General features: G+C 52.7%; 14 protein-coding genes. 8 read left to right on the top strand and 6 right to left on the bottom strand.

Annotated features, from left to right (window positions below; all coding sequences use genetic code 11):
- Window positions 1-9: 9 nt before the first annotated feature.
- The 5 genes from TW77_RS06545 to TW77_RS06525 form a co-directional block, all read right to left on the bottom strand.
- A complete protein-coding gene (locus TW77_RS06545) occupies window positions 10-249 on the bottom strand; it encodes a hypothetical protein (protein ID WP_046004159.1) in 240 nt (79 codons plus the stop codon).
- 97 nt (window positions 250-346) lie between these two features.
- A complete protein-coding gene (locus TW77_RS06540) occupies window positions 347-1,642 on the bottom strand; it encodes a sensor histidine kinase (protein ID WP_240479464.1) in 1,296 nt (431 codons plus the stop codon).
- On the bottom strand, window positions 1,632-2,996 hold the full coding sequence (locus tag TW77_RS06535; protein WP_046004158.1) for a sigma-54-dependent transcriptional regulator: 1,365 nt from the start codon (window positions 2,994-2,996) through the stop codon (window positions 1,632-1,634). The genes TW77_RS06540 and TW77_RS06535 overlap by 11 nt, the downstream gene beginning before the upstream one ends.
- 759 nt (window positions 2,997-3,755) lie before the next feature.
- Entirely contained in the window at window positions 3,756-4,610 is an 855-nt protein-coding gene (locus TW77_RS06530) for a D-hexose-6-phosphate mutarotase (RefSeq protein WP_046004157.1), read from the bottom strand.
- A 107-nt stretch (window positions 4,611-4,717) separates the two neighbouring features.
- A complete protein-coding gene (locus TW77_RS06525; RefSeq protein WP_046004156.1) occupies window positions 4,718-6,676 on the bottom strand; it encodes a methyl-accepting chemotaxis protein in 1,959 nt (652 codons plus the stop codon).
- 239 nt (window positions 6,677-6,915) lie between these two features.
- On the opposite strand from TW77_RS06525, the gene TW77_RS06520 reads away from it, so the two are divergent.
- Together TW77_RS06520 and TW77_RS06515 are read left to right on the top strand one after the other, a co-directional pair.
- Window positions 6,916-8,187 carry a porin gene (locus tag TW77_RS06520; RefSeq protein WP_046004155.1) on the top strand — a complete coding sequence of 424 codons (1,272 nt, stop codon included), beginning with the start codon at window positions 6,916-6,918 and terminating at the stop codon, window positions 8,185-8,187.
- A 243-nt stretch (window positions 8,188-8,430) separates the two neighbouring features.
- Window positions 8,431-8,829, top strand: a complete 399-nt coding sequence (locus TW77_RS06515; RefSeq protein ID WP_046004154.1) for a YbaN family protein — start codon at window positions 8,431-8,433, stop codon at window positions 8,827-8,829.
- Between the two features lie 15 nt (window positions 8,830-8,844).
- On the opposite strand, the gene lspA is transcribed toward TW77_RS06515, so the two are convergent.
- Window positions 8,845-9,351 (bottom strand): signal peptidase II, encoded by a 507-nt coding sequence (gene lspA, locus TW77_RS06510; RefSeq protein WP_240479463.1) that lies wholly within the window; start codon window positions 9,349-9,351, stop codon window positions 8,845-8,847.
- A 194-nt stretch (window positions 9,352-9,545) separates the two neighbouring features.
- Here lspA and TW77_RS06505 point away from each other — a divergent pair, with 194 nt between their 5' ends.
- From TW77_RS06505 to TW77_RS06480, 6 genes are all read left to right on the top strand, one after another.
- On the top strand, window positions 9,546-10,307 hold the full coding sequence (locus TW77_RS06505) for a substrate-binding periplasmic protein (protein ID WP_052713079.1): 762 nt from the start codon (window positions 9,546-9,548) through the stop codon (window positions 10,305-10,307).
- Window positions 10,308-10,581: 274 nt separating this feature from the next.
- Entirely contained in the window at window positions 10,582-11,895 is a 1,314-nt protein-coding gene (locus TW77_RS06500; RefSeq protein WP_046004153.1) for a tetratricopeptide repeat protein, read from the top strand.
- The gene (locus TW77_RS06495) at window positions 11,885-13,147 is read left to right on the top strand and encodes a FecR family protein (protein ID WP_052713078.1); all 1,263 of its coding nucleotides are present in this window, start codon (window positions 11,885-11,887) and stop codon (window positions 13,145-13,147) included. The genes TW77_RS06500 and TW77_RS06495 overlap by 11 nt, the downstream gene beginning before the upstream one ends.
- 11 nt (window positions 13,148-13,158) lie before the next feature.
- Window positions 13,159-18,960 carry an Ig-like domain-containing protein gene (locus TW77_RS06490; RefSeq protein ID WP_046004152.1) on the top strand — a complete coding sequence of 1,934 codons (5,802 nt, stop codon included), beginning with the start codon at window positions 13,159-13,161 and terminating at the stop codon, window positions 18,958-18,960.
- Between the two features lie 33 nt (window positions 18,961-18,993).
- Entirely contained in the window at window positions 18,994-19,812 is an 819-nt protein-coding gene (locus tag TW77_RS06485; RefSeq protein ID WP_046004151.1) for an MBL fold metallo-hydrolase, read from the top strand.
- On the top strand, window positions 19,809-22,037 hold the full coding sequence (locus tag TW77_RS06480) for a CHASE2 domain-containing protein (RefSeq protein WP_046004150.1): 2,229 nt from the start codon (window positions 19,809-19,811) through the stop codon (window positions 22,035-22,037). Before TW77_RS06485 ends, TW77_RS06480 begins: the two co-directional genes overlap by 4 nt.
- The last annotated feature ends 4 nt before the right edge of the window (window positions 22,038-22,041 follow it).

The following is a 22,041-nucleotide window of genomic DNA, read 5'->3' as shown; positions in this document are numbered from 1 at the left end:
TGCCTTAGGTCAGGCATCTGTGTGCTTATCCGATGAGCCTATCATGTGCAATATTCCCCCCGCCACAGCAAACACCGCCAGCGCGGCGGGCAGGCTCAGCCCTGCGTAAATCTTAGCCAGTGCCAGGATGCCCGCGCTGCTCCAGGCAAGCAATACCCTGAGTTTGGCCGTCATCAGACTGGCCAGCCTGAGCTGGCTGACACACGCAGTCGCGATAATAAATAAGATTAAAGGAATTAAAACCAACACAGTCCACTCCCGGGTCAGGGTTTGCTGGCCTTATAATACGGCGTCAGCGCAGGTTAAGATCAGTCTGATCTTTATTATACGCAAATGATAATTATTATCAACTAGGTAAAGTCATCTTGATCACCGCGCCTGATCGCTCACCTTCGTTGACATTGGCCACCTCGAAGTGACCATCATGGCATTCGATCACGTGCTGGCTGAACGTCAGGCCGATACCCTGACCATCGACCTTGGTGGAGTAAAACGGTGTCAGGACATTGTCGAGATTGGCAAACCCGCCCCCTTCGTCTGCAACTTCAATCACCACCGCCGGGCTGAGATAATAGCTGCGCAGACTCACCCTTTGACCCGCCGGACTGGCCGACTGATTCGCCTCAATGGCATTTTTAACCAGGTTGATCAGTACCTGCTCCAGCAAGTGAGGATCGCAGTGACACTGGTGGGCCTGACAGTCCAGATCAATCTGCTGTGTGGGGTGTTGCGTTGTAAACAAATCGCGGACCGACTCAAACAAGGGCCCCAGCTGGATCTTTTGGAGCTGCGGTTCTATGGTTTTGCTGATCTCACCATAACGCGCCACAAAGTGCTGTAAATGCAGGCAACGCTGCTCAATCACACTCAGTGCCTGTTGCTCTCTGGCGGATGTTGCACGCTCTGCCAGGCTCTGCGCCAGTGAACTGACCGGCGTCAGTGAGTTACGAATTTCATGGCTGATCACCCGGATCAGCTGTTGCCAGGCCGCCAGCTCTTTCTGCCGCAGTGCCTTGGTGATATCGAGCGCCACCAGCAGACTGTGACGGGCCCCCTGCTCGTAAAAGTAGCTGCTGTGGAGCTGCCAGCGGGCCGCCTGGGCATGACTGATAAACTGCCAGCCCTGCTGTGCTTCTTCCAGCCCAAGCGAAGTGGCCGTGGCGCCTTTATAGTGTTGCCAAGGTTGTCTATACAAGCTTTCAAAGGCTTGATTTGCATAGCTTAACCGCGAATCCTCGGTAAACACCAGAATTGGTGCATTGAGCTTGTCGATAAGCTGATAAATCACGAATATCTGTGAGTTATAACGCGATTTCTGATGATGTAACTGTTCGCTAAGGGCAATCAGTTGCTGTTCAAATGCCGCCACCTGACCGGACTCAAAATGTGGCCGCAGCTGCTGGCTAAAATCCGCCTGCAACATGGCTTCTAGCTGCCAGTGCGCGCGGGAAAAAATACGCTTCAGCTGTGCCAGCCGCTGTTTATGCAGACGCCACAATACCCCGCTGACTGCGCCACTAACGAGCACAATCTGCCACCAGGGCAGCGCCAGTTGCCACAACAACCCGGACAGCAAGGCCACGACTGCCAGCCCCAGCATGGCCAGATACCAGTGCAAACTGCGCTCAAAGTTAGCTTTCACTGCGTAACCCGTATTTATCCAGACGACGATATAAGGAGGACTTGGTCAGCCCAAGCGCTTTAGCTGCCTCGCTGACCTGCCCCTGATGGAGCGCCAGTGTTTGCTCAATCAGTGCTTTCTCGACCTCGGCCAGCGTAGCGCCTGGCGCAGGTGACACCGGACTGTGCACCTGCTCAGGCTTAGGGCTGGCTAAGCGTAACTGACAGTCGGCAGCACAGATCTGTGCCCCTTCGCTGAGCAATAAAGCCCGCTCCATCACATGACTGAGCTCACGAATATTACCGGGCCAGCGATACGCCAGCAGTGCGGCCTGTGCCTCGTTGTCGAGTGGCTTGGTAGCCAGCTTATACCGCGCCGCATGACGCGCCAGCAGATGCTCTGCCAGAGGCACAATATCATCCAGCCGGGCACGCAATGGCGGCAGTTCAAAGGTAAAGGTATTGATGCGATAAAACAGATCGCTGCGAAAACGCCCTTGTGCCACATCCTGCTCAAGGTCGCTGTTCGTGGCACAGATAAGGCGAATATCGGCACACTCAGTACGGCTGCTCCCTACCCGTTCATATTCACCGCTTTCCAGCACCCGCAGCAATTTAGCTTGCTGGGTCAGGGGAATAGTCGCCACCTCGTCGAGGAATAAGGTGCCCCCACTGGCCAGCTCAAAACGGCCACTACGCTGTGACTTGGCGTCGGTAAAGGCCCCTTTGGTGTGACCAAACATTTCACTTTCGAATAAGCTTTCCGGGATCGCGCCCATATTGACGCTGATCAGCGGCCCGCCACTGCGTGCCGAATGTTGATGAAGCGTTTCCACCAGATGGCTTTTACCACAGCCACTTTCGCCACACAGCAACACACTGGCATCTGTGGCCGCGATCCGCTCAAGCTTACCAAGCAGCGTTTGCATTGCTGCAGAGCGCCATGAATAAGCGGGCAACGCCACCTCAGCATCCAAAGTTTCACTGCGCTTTGCCTGCAATACACTGAGTTTACTCTGCTTGCGGATGGCATCCAGCAGTTGCGGGTTTTGCCAGGGCTTTTCAATGAAATCAGCAGCCCCCAGACGCATTGCCTCGACGGCCAGTGTCACGCTGCCCCAGCCGGTCAGGCAGATCACCGCCGGTGGCCGGGGCTGAGTCTGTAGCCAGCTCAGAAAGGCCAGTCCTTCATTACCGGATGTGGTGTCCCGGGTGAAGTTCATGTCCAGCAAAATGAGCGCAATCTGTTTACAGCTCAGAAATTGCTTAGCGACCTCCGGATGCTCGGCTTCAAACACTTCAAAACCATGATCTTCAAGTAAAAATGCAGCGCTTAGTCGCACCTCTGGGTTGTCATCAACAATCAGTACTGCCATCGTATTCCCTGTTCGTTTATCACTGTGTGCAGAATACGGGAAATTGGCAAAGACGAAAAGCACCTGACAGGCGCTTGTCCTATCTGTGGCTTGCATTCGTAAGTTGGGGACGCCGAGTTGGGGACGCCGAGCTGGGCACTGCTGACAGACTAGTTTGCTGAGTATTCAAACAGCTATATGGCTTTAAGTAGCTCCCGTGTCGAGCACGGGATGACGAAGTGTCGAGCACGGGATGACGAAGTGTCGAGTGTAAGATAGCAGCGTAGGGTTTCATCGCAAACGGCGCTGCACTAGCTAAAGAAGCCCATTTCATCTCACGCAAAGGCCGCGTAAAAACATGATTTTACAAGGTATCTGCGAAGCACACTGTCATCCCGGCCCGCGAGCCGGGATCTGCTCCCCCTTGCGCAAAGGCCGCGCTAAAACGCGACTTTGCACGATAGCTGCGAAGCGTTGCTTCGGTCTGTGTTGAGGTACAAGTGGGCACACTTCCATGTGGAGGGCATCAGGTTCGGGTCTTAAGGTATCAGTTCAAGGTGAATGGCGCAGCGTTCCAATGTGGTATCCACAAAGACGTGTCACATAGCGACGAGTGGATGCACATCCATGTGGGAGGCGTCCGGTTCGGCCATCCGCGGCCTCACGTTTGCAACTAATCTTGCTGCGCGCACTCACAAGATTCGAGACGTTGCTCACCCTTGCGCAAAGGCCGCGCTAAAGCGCGACTTTGCACGATCGCTGCGAAGCGTTGCTTCGGTCTTACTGAAGCCAACAGATTTTGGTGGTTAGGGTGTGGGATTCGCCCGGGGCCAGGGTGACGGCGTCGTCCATCACATTAGCCGCTTCAAGGCACAGCATAGTGTGGTATTCGTCATCACGGAAGTTGCTCAGACGTTTCGACTTTTCTATCCAGGGGTTCCACAACACGCAGGAGCTTGAATGCTCACGGCCGACTTCAATCTTGCCGTCCGGCGTTTCAATGATTTGTACTTCAGGTGCCTGGGTATAGACCATATCGGTTTCGCGGGCAAAAGTGACCACTTCATCCTGAGTAAAGGGCCCTTCACCAAACTCGATATACTGTGCGCCTTGCAGGCCATCCACGCGGGTTTGCGCTATTGCCGGAGTTGGAAAGTAAGTATGCAGCGCCTGAGTCAATGAAAAGGTTTCGCTGCCGGTGTTGGTATTAGTGAGTTTGACTTCAAGCTGATCACTGAGCACAAACTCGACCGTCAAACTGGATTCATGGGGCCAGAAAGTGCGATCTATGCTGACCATTGGTAAAGACAAGACAATGCGGATAGCCGACTCGTCTTCTTCAACCCGCTCTGCACGCCAAACCTGCTTGCGCGCAAAACCGTGTGCCGGCCAGTCGGGTTCAGCATGTACACCAAACCAGGGCCAGCAAATCGGGATACCGCCGCGGATAGACTGACCTTCGAGATAGGTTTCGTCCTCGGAGACCCACAGCAGGTTTTTCTGCCCTGCTGGAATGAATTCGGTGATCTGTGCACCCTGAAGATAAATTTTGGCCTGACACAGCGGTCCGTTAACGTCAAAATACTCCAGGCCGGACTCGGTACGTGCCAATTTTACTGAGGCAGAAAGTTCCATATAACACCTATTTTTAAACTAAAACTGGCACTACCTTACCTAAAATGTCTGGGCGGCGTAAGAGCCACCCAGCGAATATGAGTGATATTCATCACGTGGGGCTGCCATCACACTTTGAACTGGCCAACCAGCTGGGTTAATTGCTCAGATAAACGCTGCATTTTATCGCCATTTTCGCTGGTGTTATTCGCCACATCGCTCACGCTGTCTGCGGCATTTTTTATTTCAATTACATTGCGGTTAATGTCTTCTGCAACGTGCTGTTGCTCCTCCGCTGCGGTGGCAATTTGCGTGTTCAGATCACTGATGGTCTGAATAGACTGAGTGATTTCGCTGAACTGACTTTGCGCAGAGCCGGTCAGCTCGACCGTTTTGTCTGTGCGGGTCAAACTGCTGCGCATATCCTGCGATACCCCTTCTGTCATTTTTCTCAACTTGTCGAGCTGCGAGGCAATTTCTTCGGTCGACTCTGAGGTGCGCTGCGACAACGCCCTGACTTCGTCGGCAACCACTGCAAAGCCGCGACCATGCTCACCCGCCCGGGCAGCCTCAATGGCCGCATTCAACGCCAGCAAATTGGTTTGCTCGGCAATCCCTCTGATCACGCTCAGGATCGACATAATGTTCTCACTTTCACTGTCCAGCTGGTTAATGTCAGACGTGGCCCGTTTGATCACATCCGACAGCGCCGCCACACTGTCTACCGCTTCCGACATCACAGACTGGCCCAGCTCCGAGGCCTGTTGGGTTTGCGTCGCCAGCTCAGCGGCATTGGCACAGCTGGACGCCACTTCGTTAGCAGTCGCCGCCATTTGATTAATGGCCGTTGCAGCCATTTCCAGCGCCTGCTGCTGCTGGGCAGTGGAGCTGGTCAGCTCTTCCGACTCCGTCGCCGTCGCACGCGCGGTTTGATTGAGCTGCTGGGCACAGGCATTAATGTCAATCACCAGTTGTGCTATCAGGTTAAGAAAACTGTTAAAGCTATCGGCCAGCTTGCCGGTTTCATCTTTGCTGTCGACTTGCAGGCGCTGGGTCAAGTCTCCCCCGCCCTGAGAAATGATGGTCAGGCCATCACTGACTTCTACGATGGGACCGGATAACACATGCGCAATGTAATTCGCCAGCACTACAAACAAAGCCACCAGCACCACGCTGAGCACCACCAGCGTCCAGGTCATGGCATTGGCTGCGGCCATCACTTCGCTTTGCTCCACAAAGGCAATGAACTTCCAGCCCAGTTTCTTTGAGGTATAAATGCTGGCAAAGTAGTCGACGCCTTCAATCTGGATTTCATATAAGCCAGACTGATTGGCGGCAAGGGTCTTATACAAACCATTCTCGACCTGTTTTACGTCTTTAAAACGGTAGTCGCTGTGTTTGGCATCAACCAGTATTTTACCTGTGTCTTCCACCAGCATCAGGTAGCCCGTTTCGCCCAGTTTAACCTCCCGAATGATCTTGGTCAGACCCTGCAAAGACACATCCATGCCCGTCACGCCAATCTCCCGGCCATTCGATCTGACCGAGCGCACGGTTGATACAATGGCCATGTCATCGGGGGCCCAATAATACGCATCAGTCATGGTGGTTTTACCATTGGCCGCTTGTCCGCTGCGATACCAGGGCCTTGGCCGCGGATCGTAGTTTGCGCTTACCTCGCCCTGTGGCCACTGGATATAGCCCCCTTCGGTGTTACCAAAATAGATATAAGCGATGCCCGGATGGGTATCACCAAAGCGCTCAAACAGGTCGTAGACGGCCTGCTCAACCTCACTGCCTGCGCGGGAGTTAAGCTGACTGGCGGTGCTTTTATTGGTGTAAACCTGCACCTCGCTTTGTGCCCGGGTAAGTTTCGGGTTAGTGGCCAAAAATTCCACATTTTTGGCTATCTCATCGAAAAACATGCCAATCCCGTTATCAACCTGTAAGGCTTCCCGACCACTCATTTCAACAAACTTATCGAGCGCCAGTTGTCGGGTTTGGGTCACAATCAAAACGGCAATAATTAAAATAGGCGAGACGATGGCAACGATAAAAGCCAGCCTGAGCTTTTGCGAAATGGTCATAGGGTGGATTCCTCACAGGGCTAATTAACTGCGCCAACGCGCTGAAAACGCGCATACCGACTGTTGCTAATTAAAGCGCACGATACTAGTCGAAAATATAGTTGATAGTTGTGCAACTATCCAAAGATTCAGGAAATTTCCCTCCGCCCACGGCCAATTACTTGGAACCTGAGCGCGGATAGTCTAGGCTATTTAGAGGTAATTTATTCTCACTAACTCAAACAAACGGGTGTTCTCCCATGCTAAAACTCTCTCGACTCATGACGGCTCTGTGCGGCGCTATGATGTTGTCTTCTGGCCCTGCCATTGCCAGCGAAGATGAACTGGCACAGCTAAAGAAGCAGCTAGAACTGCTCCAGCAGAAAGTTCATAAAATGGAACGTGAGCAAGCACGTGAAAAAGCACAAGCAAAGGCCGATAAAAAGGCACAGCAGACGGCGCCTGCCAAACCCAGTATTAAAGTGGGTGGCGCAGTTCGGACCAACCTCAGCCACACCTCCTACGATGACGACAACAAAAATCGTGGCGGTGACTTTGACTTCGATATTTTTCGACTGAACTTTTCGGGCAACGTGGGTGGCTTTGGCCTCAACGCCGAGATCCGCTTTTTCGACTACATGACCGCAGTCAAGTATGCCTATTTACACTATGATTTTGCCAAAGACTGGCAGGCTCAGGTGGGCATGACCAAAGTGCCCTTTGGTAACTGGCCTTATAATTCTCACAATTACTTTTTTAACACCACTTATTATATTGGGTTAGAAGACGACCACGATATGGGTGTGTTATTTAAGCGCAAAGTTGCCGACAACTGGCAGCTGGATCTGGGCTTTTTTAAGAATGACGAACTCGGTGGTGTGGACGGCTATGTCGAAGATCGCAGCGACCGCTATTCCTACGACATCGTCGGTTTTCGTAAAGCAGGAGACGGCGTATACGATGACCCCACGCAGCCGCTGGGCGAATACAACACCTTTGCAGGTCGTTATGCCTATCACTTTAAACACAAAGGGGGCACCACAGAGGTGGGCGTATCCGGCCTGAGTGGCGGCCTGCATGATGGCACCGACAGTGCCGGTGATTACATGGCCTGGGCAATTCACCTGAACGGTAACTATGGCCCCTGGAATTTACAATTGCAGCATGGCGAATACGAGTATGACGTCGACACACCAGCTACACGCATGGCGGTTGGCGCGTATGCATTTTTCGATTCCATTGCGGCCGAAGCAACCATGAGCAATGCCAACCTAGCCTACAGCTTGCCTGTGAAATTTGGCCCTATCACAGGCCTGCAATTCTACAATGACTACGGCATTATCTATGATAAGTCGGACGACAGCGAAGACACCTGGATGAACGTGACTGGCGTGTCACTCTCTGCCGGTGCCTTCTTTACCTATATCGATTATGTGCTTGCGAAAAATCAGCCGTTTGTGGGCGGCTCCATCGCGGGTAACAGCGATGAAACGGAGCGTCGTTTTAATATCAATATTGGTTATTACTTCTAAATACCCACATGGCAGCAGCCCATCGGCTGCTGCTTCCTCCTGCGTTTTAACACTTAGCGACACCACCAGATGTGACCTCTGCAATCCTGCCCTGGAATACAATCCGATTTACCCTGCGCAAATTGGTCAAATATTACACGCAGCACAGAAATATTACACAGCCTACTCGTGCGTGTGTTTTTGGCTATAATGAAAAAAGTAACAGCTAGATAAACCCATGGGATAAAACCGGGAAGGACAGCGATGAAAAAACACGCTCAAAAACTCTTTAACCGTTGCTTCTGGTTGCATCTTGCCGGGATCTTATGCGTCGCACTGGGCTTTATTGGCATGGCCCTGCCAGTGATGCCAACCACCATTTTTTTTATTCTGGCGCTGGCCTGCTTTACCCGTTCGAACCCTAAGCTGGCCAACTGGTTACTGGCTCACCCTAAGTTTGGTCCCACACTGCATGCCTGGCACACCCATCAGGTGGTACCGGTCAAAGGCAAATGGGGCGCAGGCTTGGGTATGTTGTTTGGGTTCATACTCTTGTGTATGACTACAGCGCCCTGGTATGTGCTGCTTGGCGTGGCGCTGACCGAGCTGCTGGTCATGGCCTATCTGCTCAGTAAACCTTCCGAGTTACCCGTCAGCCAATGAAGCAGGTGGCTGATGTCAGGTTTTCTGCGTGGCCACATGTTGATTGTGACTGGTGAAGAGGATCACCATCACCGCACCGCACAGGATCGCAACATCGGCAATATTGAACACCCCCGTTCGCAACTCACCAAGCCCCAGATTAAGAAAGTCGATCACCGCACCATTGTTCAGCACCCGATCAATTAAATTACTCACCCCGCCTGACAACACCAAAGACAGGCCCGTGACTTGATTGCGGTTTAGCTCAGCACCTTTTAGCGTGTACATTAATATCGCTACAAGCAGCAAACCTATCACCCCAATAAACAAGACGCTGCGCAGTGGCGGCGGTAACTCACTGCCCAGGCTCAGAAACACCCCGCTGTTTTCCCGATATCCCAGGCGCACCAGATCAAACCAGTAGCTGGTCATCTGCCAGCCATTGAGGTAATAGCCGGCAAACCATTTGCTAAGCTGATCCAGGCACAGACCCGCTCCGGCTATCAGTGATACCCAATATATACGCTGTTTTGTTGTCATCATGTGTTGTCTTTGTTTGTTGGCCATAAACCAATATAAAACGCCCATTGTGACATCGGCATGACGGGCAAAGTGAAATCTACATTGTTTAGCAGATCCGAAACACAAGATTACAATTACGCGTAATACTTGCCAGCGCATATCAATTGAGACAATTTCAGCTACACTAAAATCAGTCTGTAAGTAGGGAGGTTGTTGTGCGCAAGTTGATATTCATGGCACTGTTTTTATGCCTGCTTAACGCCTTCCCGCTCGTTGCAAAACCTATGCTGCTGGGGAGCCATAGCGTGTGGCCCCCCTATGTGCACAGCGATGATAGCGGCCTCAGCTATGAGATTGTTGCCGCCGCCTTTGCGCGCAGCGGCGAAACCTTTGCCCTGGAAGTTGCCCCGTTCAGCAGGGCAATGCGGCTAGCGTTAAACGGCGAGATAGACCTGATCCCGGCGCTTTGGTATACCCGCGAAAGATCAGAGCAATTCCTGTTCAGCGACGCCTACTTACACAATGAGCTGATATTTATCTCGCGTGCTGATCAGGCTCTGTCTTTTTCCGGACTAAGCTCTCTGGCTGGCAGACGGGTATGCATGATCCGTGGTTTTGCCTATCAAAACCTGCTTAGCGGACACCCAGATATCAGTGTTATCACACAACTGCATTTAACTGAGTGTCTGCGCCAGCTGGACCTTGGCCGGGTCGATGGTTTACTCGCCGATCGCATTGCAGCGGCCTATGCCATCAGCCATCATTTTCAGCATGACACCTTTACCTTACACACTCAGGTGGTTGCATCCTGGCCACTGCATATTGGCATTGTCAAAAGCCACCCGCGTGCTCGTCAGCTTATCGCGCAGTTCAATCAGGGCCTCAGCGATATCATCGCGGATGGCACCTACCAGCAACTGCGCGCACACTACCCCCTGATCAAAGCAGGCCAGCCAGCCAACACCCAGCCTCAATAAACTCAGATCATCACACAAACATGATTTGTACCCGTAACTTCGAGTGAATTATTGCAAGCACTGTCTATAATTTAATCACACTCTCTTGGTCCGTTAACTTAAAACTGATAGAGATTAAGCGGTTATGCCTTTATCAGTGATACTGTGGCGTGTTGTCGGTGGCTTAATATGGCAGCTTAAGGTCGCCGCTGCACTGCGCCTGAGTATTAAATAATGCTTACAAACAAAGTTGACCGGCAGTACCAGAGAATAATCGAACCTTGGGTGATCTGTTATGCAGCTATTACTTCATCGCGCGTTTATTCCGGTCGTTTTACTGGTTGGACTGCACAATAGTGCCGCTCTGGCCGCAGCGACGCCGCTCACACAACTCAAATCAGCACTGGATCAGGGCCAGTTTGAACAAGCCTACGCACTGGCGCAGTCACACTTCGAAACCGCCGCAGGCGATGCTGAATTCGACTTTTTGTACGCCAGAGCCGCGCTCGAAACGGGCCATTATAACGAGGCCGTTTTTGCACTTGAGCGTGTGCTAGCAGTCAAGCCTAACCACCAGTCGAGCCTGTATTTACTTGGCTTAACCTATAACAAGCAAAAGAACTACCCACAAGCTGCCAGCACACTCAATAGCCTGCTCGCGACCTCACTCAGCGATGAATTCAGACAAAGAGTTGAGCGCGCGCTGGATGCCATTGAGGACAATCAGGCCAGTATGGCGCAACAGCTCAAGCATCGGGTATCACTGGCGTTGGGTCACGACAGTAACGTCAACAGTGGGACCACCGATGACCGTATTGTGATTGGCGGCCTGCCAATTTTACTCGATGACAGCAGTCGCGAAGCCTCAGATGCCTTTGCCCGCACCAGCTACCGTTTTGATGGCCGCTGGCAACAAACTCAGCACCAGGCATGGCGGGCCAATATACAACTGTCGGATCAACGCCATCAGGACAGTGATGAATTCGACAGAACCCAGCTCAGCGCCAATGTCAGCTATGTTCAGGATATCGATGACCTGCAGCTTCATCTAGGCGCGCAGTTGGGCGTAATGTCACTCGATTCGGCAACTTATCAGCAGGATGCCGGCGTGTTTGGCGCGCTCAGATATGCCATTGATGAACACTGGGCAGCCACACTGAATATCAGCGCGTTTAACCTAAATAACGTCAGAGACAGCGAGCTCGACAGTCGTCTTTATACCTCCGGGTTCGCCATCAGTCGTGCGGCCCGCAACTGGCTGGTCCGTGTCAGCGCAGGGTACACCTGGCAGCCAGCAGAAGAGCCGACAGCAGAGCACTATGCGCGCGATTACGCTCACATAAGCGCCGCTTTGGTATATCGGCTCAATGATGCACACCGCCTTAACGCCAGGGTGCAGTACCGTGATATAGAGCATCGCGCAGCACATCCTTTCTTTTTAAAGGTGCGGGACGAAACGCTCCACATCGCTCACCTGGGCTGGGTATACCAGATCACCCCCGCCTGGGGCCTGGAAACCAAGCTGGCTTATTACGACAAAGACAGCTCACTGCAACTGTACAGTTATGATCGCACTGAATGGTCTTTAGGAGTACATTATGATTTCTAATCCTCGCACCCGCTGGCAGCCACTCAGATACGGCACACAGCTGACTTTACTGCTGTCCAGCTTGCTCATAACCCATACCAGTATCGCAGCCCCGGCGGGCAAAACCCTGATGTCACGGGGGCAGGTGGTAGCGACCGCCAGCGACAGCGCCGCGCAGCGGACGCTCAAACGCCGCAGCCCGGTATTTGATGTTGATGTGGTCAATACTGGCCAGCAAAGCAATGCGCAGCTGCGTATGCAAGATGGCGCCCTCATCGCGCTGAAAGAAAACACCCAGCTCATTATCAATGAATATACCGGTGCTTCCGAGGAGGATGGCTCGGTGGTGATGGAGCTGGTAACGGGCGGATTGCGCACTATCACGGGCAAAATAAAAGGCAATAAAGACAATTACCAGCTACGCACCCCAGTGGGCAGTATCGGGATCCGTGGCACCCACTATGAAGTGGAATGGCAAAGCAATACCTTACTGCTGGCCGTCTGGGATGGCACCATTGAGGTGGACATCAATGACGAGCCACTGCTGCTGGGCCAGGAAGGTAATTTTTCCTTTGCCACGGTCAGCCAAAGTGGCGAAGTCACTCCCCTGCTCGCGCCACCGCAACAACTGTCGCGCCTGACACCAAGCGCTCAGGCAGCCACCAGCGGCAGCGATCCGGATGCACAAGACGATGCAGCTAATGCTTCAGGCACCAGCGATCTGGATGATGCCCCTGGCGAGACAACCACACTGGCCATAGCACAAACCCCGGTAGCCACAGCTCCCGCCACTGAAGCTGCCTTTGAAGCCGCCTTACCGGATGTTGGCCGTGATATCTCAGAAAACAGCTTTATCACCGAGGAAAACCTCGACACCGTGGGGATTGACCCACTCGAAGATCTGCTGGCTGAGCGCACCGGAACTGCACTGTATTCACAGCTGGAGCGCGCCGAGTTTAGCTCTTCCGCAGGTGCCGTCAGCAACATTCAAATGCAAATCAACGTCGACTTTGACAACGGCACCGTGCCACAAGGCGTTTTGTCTTTTAACGATCAACAAGGCGAGTGGTTTGCCGCCTTTAATGGCCTGATAGATGCCAACGGCATGACCTTAGGGGTGAACTTTGCGTCACACGGGCAAAACCTCGCTGAAGGCACGATCGATACCCAGTTTAGCGATGAGCTGAACAAGTTACGTGGCAACTTTAATTTGAATGAAATTGATGAGCCGAGTGTCACCGCTTCGGGCTTGTTTATTTTGAGTCAACCTTAGGGGGATGGGGGATGAAGCGCTCGCAATTACACCAACTGGGCATTCTGACGCTACTTTGCACTGGGCTGTTAACGGGTTGTTCAGGCGATGGTGACAAGACAACCACCATATCAGCAACCCCTGATGCAGACACACCTGCAGCACAAGATCACAGCGATCAGCAACCAGATGCGCCATCAGGCCAAGCCAATCTGATCCCTTTTGACTATCAGGCCAGATTTGCTAACCGTAACCTGGCCGCCCGTCAGGTAGTCAATACGCAATTCGTCAATGGCACCGGCACAGTCCTTTTCCCCGATAATCAGCGCACCTACCGGGGCAACCTGACCGTCTCTCTGGATGCCATTACTGATCCCGATGGGGTAAGCCGGGTGCTGCTTGGCTTTGAAAACGCGCAACAGGCACAGGTTTTGTGCGATGGTAATTGCAGCGATCCATTCGCATTTACTGAAACAGGGGTCAACCCGGCCAACTTCTCACAACAGCCCGGCAGCCTGCAATTGCAGGTCTGGGTAGAAGACAATGGCGGCAACCTGAGCACCGTTGCCACCCAACAAATTACCTGGTTACCACGCAGCATCGCATTTAACAGCACCCCACGCAGTGACGGCAATGCAGCGCTCGACTGGCAGCCATTGCCCAGCTTGTTGCGCTATAACGCGTATCTGGCAGAGTCGCCCATTGATGATGTACGCGCCATTACCACCTTGCCGGGCGCTCAGCGGGTCATAGCCCTGACTGACTCCTCCCATACCTTTAGCGGCCTGGACCCACAAAAACACTACTACACCCGGATCACCGGCATAGATGGCAGCGGTGAAAGCGCTTTTAGCGAATCACGGATGCTGGCAGCCACCAATCTAATCACCCCGGTGGCCGTTACAGACAGCTTTAGTGGCGTACAATTTGAGTCTATTTCAGGCAACCTGCTTAGCAATGATAACGCCAATGGCCTGACGCCACTGACACTGGTCACCACACCAGTACGGGCTCCGCAAAACGGCACCGTGACGCTGTTTGCCGACGGCCGCTTTACCTATGTACCCCGGGAGGCCTTTTTTGGCACAGACAGCTTTCGCTATCGCATCAACAACAGCCAAGGGGTAACTGCCGAGGCCGAGGTCAGTTTACTGATTGAACGTGTCAATCAGGATCCCATCGCTTTTGCTAATCACTATGCACTGGCACAAAACAGCGTACTGACCGTCAGCGGCACAGGGTTACTGGTCAATGACTTCGACTTCGATGGTGATACACTCACGGTGAACACCACCCCAGTGACGGATGTGCAACATGGAACGCTGACACTCAATTCGGATGGCAGTTTTAGCTACCAACCCGAGCCGGAGTTTACTGGCACAGACAGCTTTGAATACCGGGTAGAGGATGGCAATGGCGGCTCAAACACGGCCACCATCACGCTGCTTATCGAAACCGAAGTCAGTAACTTCCCTCCGGTTGCTGTGAATGACACCTACCAAACCAACGAAGACGAGCAGCTGTTTGTCGAGCTCCCCGGTGTGCTGGAAAACGACAGCGACGCCGATGACGATCCGCTTGCTTTATCAATTATTGAACAGCCCAACATGGGCACGCTGGAGCTCAGTGAAACGGGCAGTTTTCGCTACACCCCGCAGCAGAACAGTTACGGACAAGACTATTTTGTATATCAGATAGACGATGGCACAGCCAGCGTACAAGCATTTGTGATAATTGAAGTTATTGCGGTGAATGACGCGCCGCTGGCCAGCGACGACAGTGTGACAGTGGCACAGGGACAATCCATCAGCGTTTTGGTGGCAGCCAATGATCAGGATATTGACGGTAGCCTGGACCTGACCAGCCTGGCCCTGGTTGAAGGGCCCAGCCATGGCAGCGTCAGCCTGAGCAGCGACAATACCCATTTTATCTACCAAAGTGACGCCGACTATCGCGGCAGTGACAGCTTTACCTACCAAATTAAGGATGATCTGGGCGCCGTTTCTAATATCGCGAATGTGTTTATTGAAGTGACGGGAGACAATATCGCCCCGGTCGCCGCAGATGACAGCGCAACAACACAGCAAGAGAGGCCAGTTACCATAGATGTGCTGGCCAACGACAGCGACAGCGATGGCAGCCTGAACTACAACAGCCTGAACGTGGTGACGGCACCAGAAAACGGCAGTGTGGCACTCGATACGGTAAGCCTGGGTGGCTTTATTTACACCCCAAATAGTGGCTTCTCGGGCAGTGATACTTTCACTTATCAGGTACAGGACAATGAAGGCAGTGTATCTAACGCGGCAACGGTGACTATCACGGTTGAGCGACTGAATATGGCCCCCGTAGCCAGCAACGATAGCGCCTCCGTCGAAGTTGCCCAATCCGTTACCATCGCAGTGCTAGATAACGACAGTGACACCGATGGCACAGTGCAAGCTGGCACCGTCGAAATAGTACAAAGCCCGCAAATGGGTAGCACAGAGGTCAGTAGCAACGGGACAATTACCTATATTCATACCGGTACTTCTGAAGGGGAAGACACCTTTACCTATCGTGTTCAGGACGACCTGGGCGCATTCTCTAACACCGCCACCGTGACCGTCACCATCACGACCCCGGATACCACCCCGGTGGCCGTGAATGACAGTGCGCAAACCGACAAAAATGAGGATGTGGGCATCTCCATCCTGAACAATGATCTGGCCAAAGGACGCGATCTGCTGATCAATAGCATTATGATTGTTATTGAACCGTCCCATGGCAGTGCCTTAATAGATTCAGCCAATGGCATAGCCTTTTACGCCCCCCAATTTAACTTCGTAGGCAGTGATAGTTTTAGTTACGTGGTGAGCAACGACCTAGGCGAAATTTCCAACGTTGCGACGGTCACCATCACCGTGAGCGACAAAAACTACGCGCCTTCTGTGGAGCCCGGGTCGGCAGAGATAGAGACCAATATCAGCAACGGAGCGCTGGTTTTGCAGATCAGTGCCTCAGATCCGGATGGCGACACCCTCAGCTATCAGCTGTCTGGTACTAATGCAGCGCTGTTCTCAGTTGATAGCGCGGGTAAAGTCACCGTGGCCGATGCCGAACAACTTGCCAGCAATGGCGCACAAACCTATGTGCTGACGGTCACCGTCTGTGACTTGGGCACACCCCAGCTCTGCGCCGAAAGCGAGATCAGTATTGTTGTTACCCAGTCCGCACCGCGTTACGTTGCGACTAAGCGCAGTGAATTTGGCAATGATGGCAGCTTAACATTAGCGCTAAATGCCAGCCTTGAGTTCCATAGCCCGGGGCAGACAATTTTACAAAGCGATGGCAAGTTAGTGAGTGTCGGAGCCGTAGGTCATTATAATGATACAGCCAAACGCAATATCCATCGTGCGTACGTCAGCAGACAGCTCAGTAATGGCCAGCCGGATAATGGCTTTGCCGTATCGGGTAACTTTGACAGTGACTTCGGTATCGTCATTGACGGCATACCTCATGATGTTTGGGCAAAAGTTGCAACCATCGACGATCAAGGGCGTATTTATGTCGCCGGGTATGTCAGCTTCGCAGAACCAAATGAAACGGTCAGTTCGCAGCAGTTATTGCTGTTCCGTTTACTGGGTAACGGTACTTTGGATACCAGTTATGCCAATGGTAATGGTTATATGACGTTACCGCTGGGCAGCAATGTCTTTGTGACCCCGGTTGCCATTGCGCTGGAAGACAATGAAACAGTCACTGTCCTGAGTAATATCAGCGCCACCAGCACTGCCACCTCAGGCACAGTCACGCTATCCAGGATCACGGCACAAGGCGAAGTCTCTGCAACCCAAAGTCTGGCAGAAACACCCACCAAATATGCACGCGGCATGGTTACCTTACCATCCAGTGATTACCTGGTATACGGCGAGATCACGTCGACCGAAACAGGTGAGGACGTGATGCTAATGCGCCTCACACGCAGCACTCTGGCACCGGATACCAGCTTCCAGGAGGGTGGCTTGTTACAAATCAACATTACCGATGTACCAGATAGCGTACCAGATGGCAGTGCATTTAATGACACTACCCGCCATGTACTAGTGAAGGACAGTAACACGCTGCTGGTCACAGGGCTGACAACACTTGATGAATCCGGTGAAGTGCGCTCTGCATATTTGCTGCAATTAACCATGGACGGTGTGCTGGATAGCGCATTTGCGGGCACTGGCAAGCGCGTCTATCAGCTCAGCGAACTTCCGGCAGATTCAGCCAACGACATATCAGACTATAGCGCTTCCGGTATCGGTATAGTTGCAGACAGTGACACCTATTACCTCGGCCTTCAGCGCAGCATCTTTGGTAATGATCAGGTTGTGCAAGTGGTCAAGGTGGGACTTAATGGTGAGATAGACACCAACTGGCTGCCGGGCAGCAATGGTTTCAGCATCTACCACGGTACCGGGCTGAAGGCATTCAATTTACTCGAAACACAAGGTGGACTGTTGTTCGCTGGCCAGAAGTTTACCTACCTGGGTAACAATTACCTGTCAGAACACTGGCTGGGTGAAGTGACGACAGCAGCAGAGCTGAACCAGAACTTTGGGTCCTTTGGTCAGCGCACTGTCAGTGTTGGGCGTCGTGATGAGGAATTTGTCGCTGGACAATCCTCCACATTTAGTGGGTCACTGGATCATCTTCTACTCAGCGGTCAGGCCAACAACTGGCAAAGCACCCCACAGGCCGTGCCCTATGTACTGAAATTGGATAATATCGGGCAAAGGAGCAATTCCTTTGCCAACCTGGGCCTAGTATCCACAGTGCCGTTAACCACCATGGGTCTCATGTCCAGTTCCACTGTTGGCGCACTTAACGAAAACAGCGATGGGTCTGTTTTACTGAGCGCTTCGGGCACCGTGTCTGTATCGGCAGGTGATGAACAGGCGATGGCTACGCTAGTCAAGTTCAGTAACCTAGGTGCGCTCGATAGTAGCTTTGCCAGTAGCGGTGTGTTGAGCCTGAAGGCCAGCGACTACCAGGCTGAAGCCACAGCTCTAGACCTCACTCAGCTGACGATACTACCAAGTGGGGATATTCTGGCCCTTGGTCAGGCCATAACCAGCTGCTACACCCACAGCAAGGCCTTTATCATTTCCAGTTCAGGAGCCTTGTCTAATTTCTTCCCATACACCATTCCTGGTATACCCAGTTGCAGCGCCAATGCACACAAAGTATCTATGATCCATACTGTAGGGAGCGCCTTGGTTGGCGTTGGTCAGAGCCAGCCGGGACCCACACCGCCGCAGTTGCTGCTTGCCAAGGCCAGCGTGACAGGCACACCCGATACCAGCTTTGGTACAGACGGCCTGGCCTTGCTGGATATTGGCCTGAGCGCGGGAGATGACATCACCCTGAAAGGATCGGTGGTCGATGCCAGCCAGGGTTTTATTGTCTTTGGCTACGCGGGGAACAGTAACTTTGTAGTGCGGGTGACCAGCTCCGGGGCACTCGATACCAGCTTTGCCGATGGTGGTGTGCTTAAGTTTGAGCAACTGTCAGGTGAAACAGTGCGACTGCATCAGGCCTGGATAGATAGCAACGGCAAATTATTATTGTTTGCCCAATCCAGCAGCTCTAACGCTTTATATGTTGGACAGTTACTTCTGAGCGAATCACCAGGTAGCTGGGATACCAGCTTTGATGAGGATGGCGCCCAGTTGTTCAGTAGCACAGTTAGTGGCGAGCTGAAAACGGTACTACAACAAAGCAGCAGTACAGAGTTTGTCTTTGTGATACAGCAGTCGTCTCCCGCCAGGGTGAGTTTACAAGCCGGCCAGGTAGTTCAACAGTGACAAAGTAAGTTAAACGTCACCAAAGGGTTAGGTATGAAAATAAAGTTTTATGGTGTGCGGGGGTCAACCCCCACACCTGGCCCAACAACCGTGCACTATGGGGGTAACACAGTGTGTGTCACCCTTGAGAGCGACGCCGGTAAGCGCATCATTCTGGATGCGGGCACCGGGCTGAGGGTACTGGGCCAGGAGTTGATGCATGTCCGCCAGCCTTTCTATATTTTATTGAGCCACAACCACTGGGATCATATTCAGGGCTTTCCCTTTTTTATTCCTGCATACATTGCCAAGCGTCAGATCACCATAGTGCCCGGTGTCACCGAAGAGCACGCCCCGGACGCCATCTTAAAACAAATGCTGGGGAGCTACTTTCCCGTGCCGCACACCACTTTAGCGGCTGACATTCAGGTTGTGCCGCAGGCTCAGGACCACTGGCACTACGAGTGCTTTGATATTCAACGCTGCGCAATGAACCACCCAGGCGGTGGCAGCGCCTACCGGATAGCCGCTGACGGCATTGACGTAGTCTATGCTACCGACAATGAGCTCAATCCACCTGGCCTGCCTGTCACCTCATTTCAGCAATGGGTGGACTTTGTCAAAGGCGCAGATTATTTGATCCACGATGGTCAGTTTGTACCGGATGACTACCCACTCAAACATGGCTGGGGACATTCCCTCATCAAAGATGCCCTGCTGCTGGCCGAGCAAGGCGCGGTGAAGCACCTTGTTTTAATCAGCCACGACCCGGACCGCAGTGACACAGCCTTGGATCAGATAGCGGCGGATATTAAGCGTCAGAACAGGCCCTTTACCACGATTCTGGCACGCGAGGGACTGACTCTGCCATGAGCCTCCCGCGATTGTGGCGTAAATACTATCAGCAATGGCTGTGCGGCATTTGCCTTATCGCCCTTTTTATCCTGCTGCAACTGCTGACTCTGTCTCCCGCCTCGCCCTATGGCGATGCACTGAAACGTCTTGAAGGTCTGGGTTATGATCTGCGCCTTAAATCAACACTCTCTATGCAGTCTCGCTCTTTTTTACCGATCGTGATTGTCGATATTGACGAGCCCAGTTTGAAACAAATTGGCCGTTTTCCCTGGAGCCGTCATGTGATGGCACGCATGCAATCTCAGCTGGCCGATGCTGGTGTCGCTGTGATTGCCTACGATATCTTGTTTTCCGAACCGGAATTGAACCCTGCACAACAAGTGCTGGAGCACCTCAGCAATGCGGCTACGCCAGACGTTACACACGCATTAAACGCTCTGGCACCGAGCATTGACGCCGACGAGGCATTTGCCAGCCGTCTTCAGGATACAGATACCGTACTTGGCCTGCTGTTTGAGCATCAACCTGAGATCCAGGTAGGCACATTGCCTGAAACCATATTTTTCAGCACCATTTCTGCCACTGCCTTGCCCGTTCCGTCCTTTGCCGGACATGTCGCCAATGTCACAGAATTACAGCAAAATAGCCCGGGGAGTGGCTTTATTAACAGCGCGCCCGACAGCGATGGGTTTATTCGCAATTCTATGCTGCTGGCCAGACATCAGGGGCAGCTCTATCCGGCACTGGCACTGGAAGCCGCGCGGCTTTATACCATGGCCGAGCAGGTTGAAGTGGTCACTAAGCCCTTTGGTACAGGGCATAGTGTGGCCGGGATCAGGCTGGGTACTGCACTGATACCGACGGATGACTATGGCCGGGTAAATGTGCCCTATCGTGGCCCGGCTTTTAGCTTTCCCTATGTCTCTGCCGCAGACGTATTGAATGGTGAAATTGATAGAGATTTGTTTGATCAGGCGATTGTGTTTGTCGGCACGTCTGCCGTTGGCCACGCCGACCTGCGAACAACCCCAGTGGGCGTGCAATACCCCGGTGTGGAAGTGCATGCGAATGTCCTTGAAGGCCTGGTGTTTCCGGAGCTGTTACCAAGCAGACCAAACTGGATGGATGGCGCCGTCATTATGCTGTTGTTGTTACTGGGCTTTCTGTGCGTTCTGGTTTTGCCCAGACTCGAGGTGCTCGGGATAGCGATCTTTACACTCTGCCTGAGCGCCTTATTTATTGTACTGAGTATCTACTTATGGGTTGCCCTCAGGCTGGATTTACCTCAAGTTGCCATTCTGGCCATGTTAGTCAGTCAGGCGATGATCCTCGGCAGCCTGGGTTTTGTTAGGGAACACAAGGAGCGGCTCCAGATCAAATCAATCTTTGACCAATATGTGCCACCGGCCCATATTCAGGCCATGCTGGATAACCCGGACAGCGTTTCAATGGAAGGTGAAAAGCGTGATATTACTGTGCTGTTTGCCGATATTCGCTCCTTTACCACCATCTCAGAATCCCTCGATGCCGGGCGGCTCAAGTCTTATCTTAACCAGTACTTTTCGCCCATTACGCGGATCATCTTCGAGCACCAGGGCACCATAGACAAATATGTCGGTGATATGGTGATGGCCTTTTGGAACGCACCACTGCCTGTTGAACAACATCCGGAACTGGCTGTACGCTGTGCCATGGCTATGCAAGAACAAGTGGAGGCGCTCCAGGCCCCAATGCGCGAGCAGTCCTTGCCTCCTTTTAAAATTGGCATTGGCCTTAATACCGGAGATATGAACGTGGGCGATATGGGCTCTGAATATCGTCGTGCCTATACCGTTCTGGGCGATGCCGTTAATCTGGGCTCCCGCCTTGAGGGCCTGACCAAGTTCTATGGCGTCGGGATCCTGATCAATGAAACCACCCATGCCCAATGTCCGGGCCTGATATGTCGCCCCATTGATAAGGTGAAGGTCAAAGGTAAAAACCAGGCCGTGACTGTGTATGAGCCGATTTGTAGCCAAGATACGATCACCCCTGAGATAAGCGATGAGCTGGAGGCCCATAAGCAGGCCTGGTCACTTTATTTATCGCAACAATGGCAGCAGGCACTGTCAGCTTTTACTAAACTTAAAGAACGCGCACCAGAGCGAAAAATTTATACGCTAATGAAAGAGCGGATCCTGGTATTACAGGCAAATCCGCCCGGTGCGCAGTGGGATGGCAGCTACACCCATACATCGAAATAGCAGG

This window comes from Pseudoalteromonas rubra, assembly GCF_000967655.1.
GTDB classification, from domain to species: domain Bacteria; phylum Pseudomonadota; class Gammaproteobacteria; order Enterobacterales; family Alteromonadaceae; genus Pseudoalteromonas; species Pseudoalteromonas rubra_A.
This window is presented reverse-complemented; position numbering and strand designations above follow the sequence as displayed.

Bases quoted from the DNA above. Each gene is read 5' to 3' on its own strand.
- TW77_RS06535 (WP_046004158.1), bottom strand. From the start codon at position 2,996: ATGGCAGTACTGATTGTTGATGACAACCCAGAGGTGCGACTAAGCGCT.
- TW77_RS06530 (WP_046004157.1), bottom strand. From the start codon at position 4,610: ATGGAACTTTCTGCCTCAGTAAAATTGGCACGTACCGAGTCCGGCCTG.
- TW77_RS06525 (WP_046004156.1), bottom strand. From the start codon at position 6,676: ATGACCATTTCGCAAAAGCTCAGGCTGGCTTTTATCGTTGCCATCGTC.
- TW77_RS06520 (WP_046004155.1), top strand. From the start codon at position 6,916: ATGCTAAAACTCTCTCGACTCATGACGGCTCTGTGCGGCGCTATGATG.
- TW77_RS06515 (WP_046004154.1), top strand. From the start codon at position 8,431: ATGAAAAAACACGCTCAAAAACTCTTTAACCGTTGCTTCTGGTTGCAT.
- lspA (WP_240479463.1), bottom strand. From the start codon at position 9,351: ATGATGACAACAAAACAGCGTATATATTGGGTATCACTGATAGCCGGA.
- TW77_RS06500 (WP_046004153.1), top strand. From the start codon at position 10,582: ATGCAGCTATTACTTCATCGCGCGTTTATTCCGGTCGTTTTACTGGTT.
- TW77_RS06495 (WP_052713078.1), top strand. From the start codon at position 11,885: ATGATTTCTAATCCTCGCACCCGCTGGCAGCCACTCAGATACGGCACA.
- TW77_RS06490 (WP_046004152.1), top strand. From the start codon at position 13,159: ATGAAGCGCTCGCAATTACACCAACTGGGCATTCTGACGCTACTTTGC.
- TW77_RS06485 (WP_046004151.1), top strand. From the start codon at position 18,994: ATGAAAATAAAGTTTTATGGTGTGCGGGGGTCAACCCCCACACCTGGC.
- TW77_RS06480 (WP_046004150.1), top strand. From the start codon at position 19,809: ATGAGCCTCCCGCGATTGTGGCGTAAATACTATCAGCAATGGCTGTGC.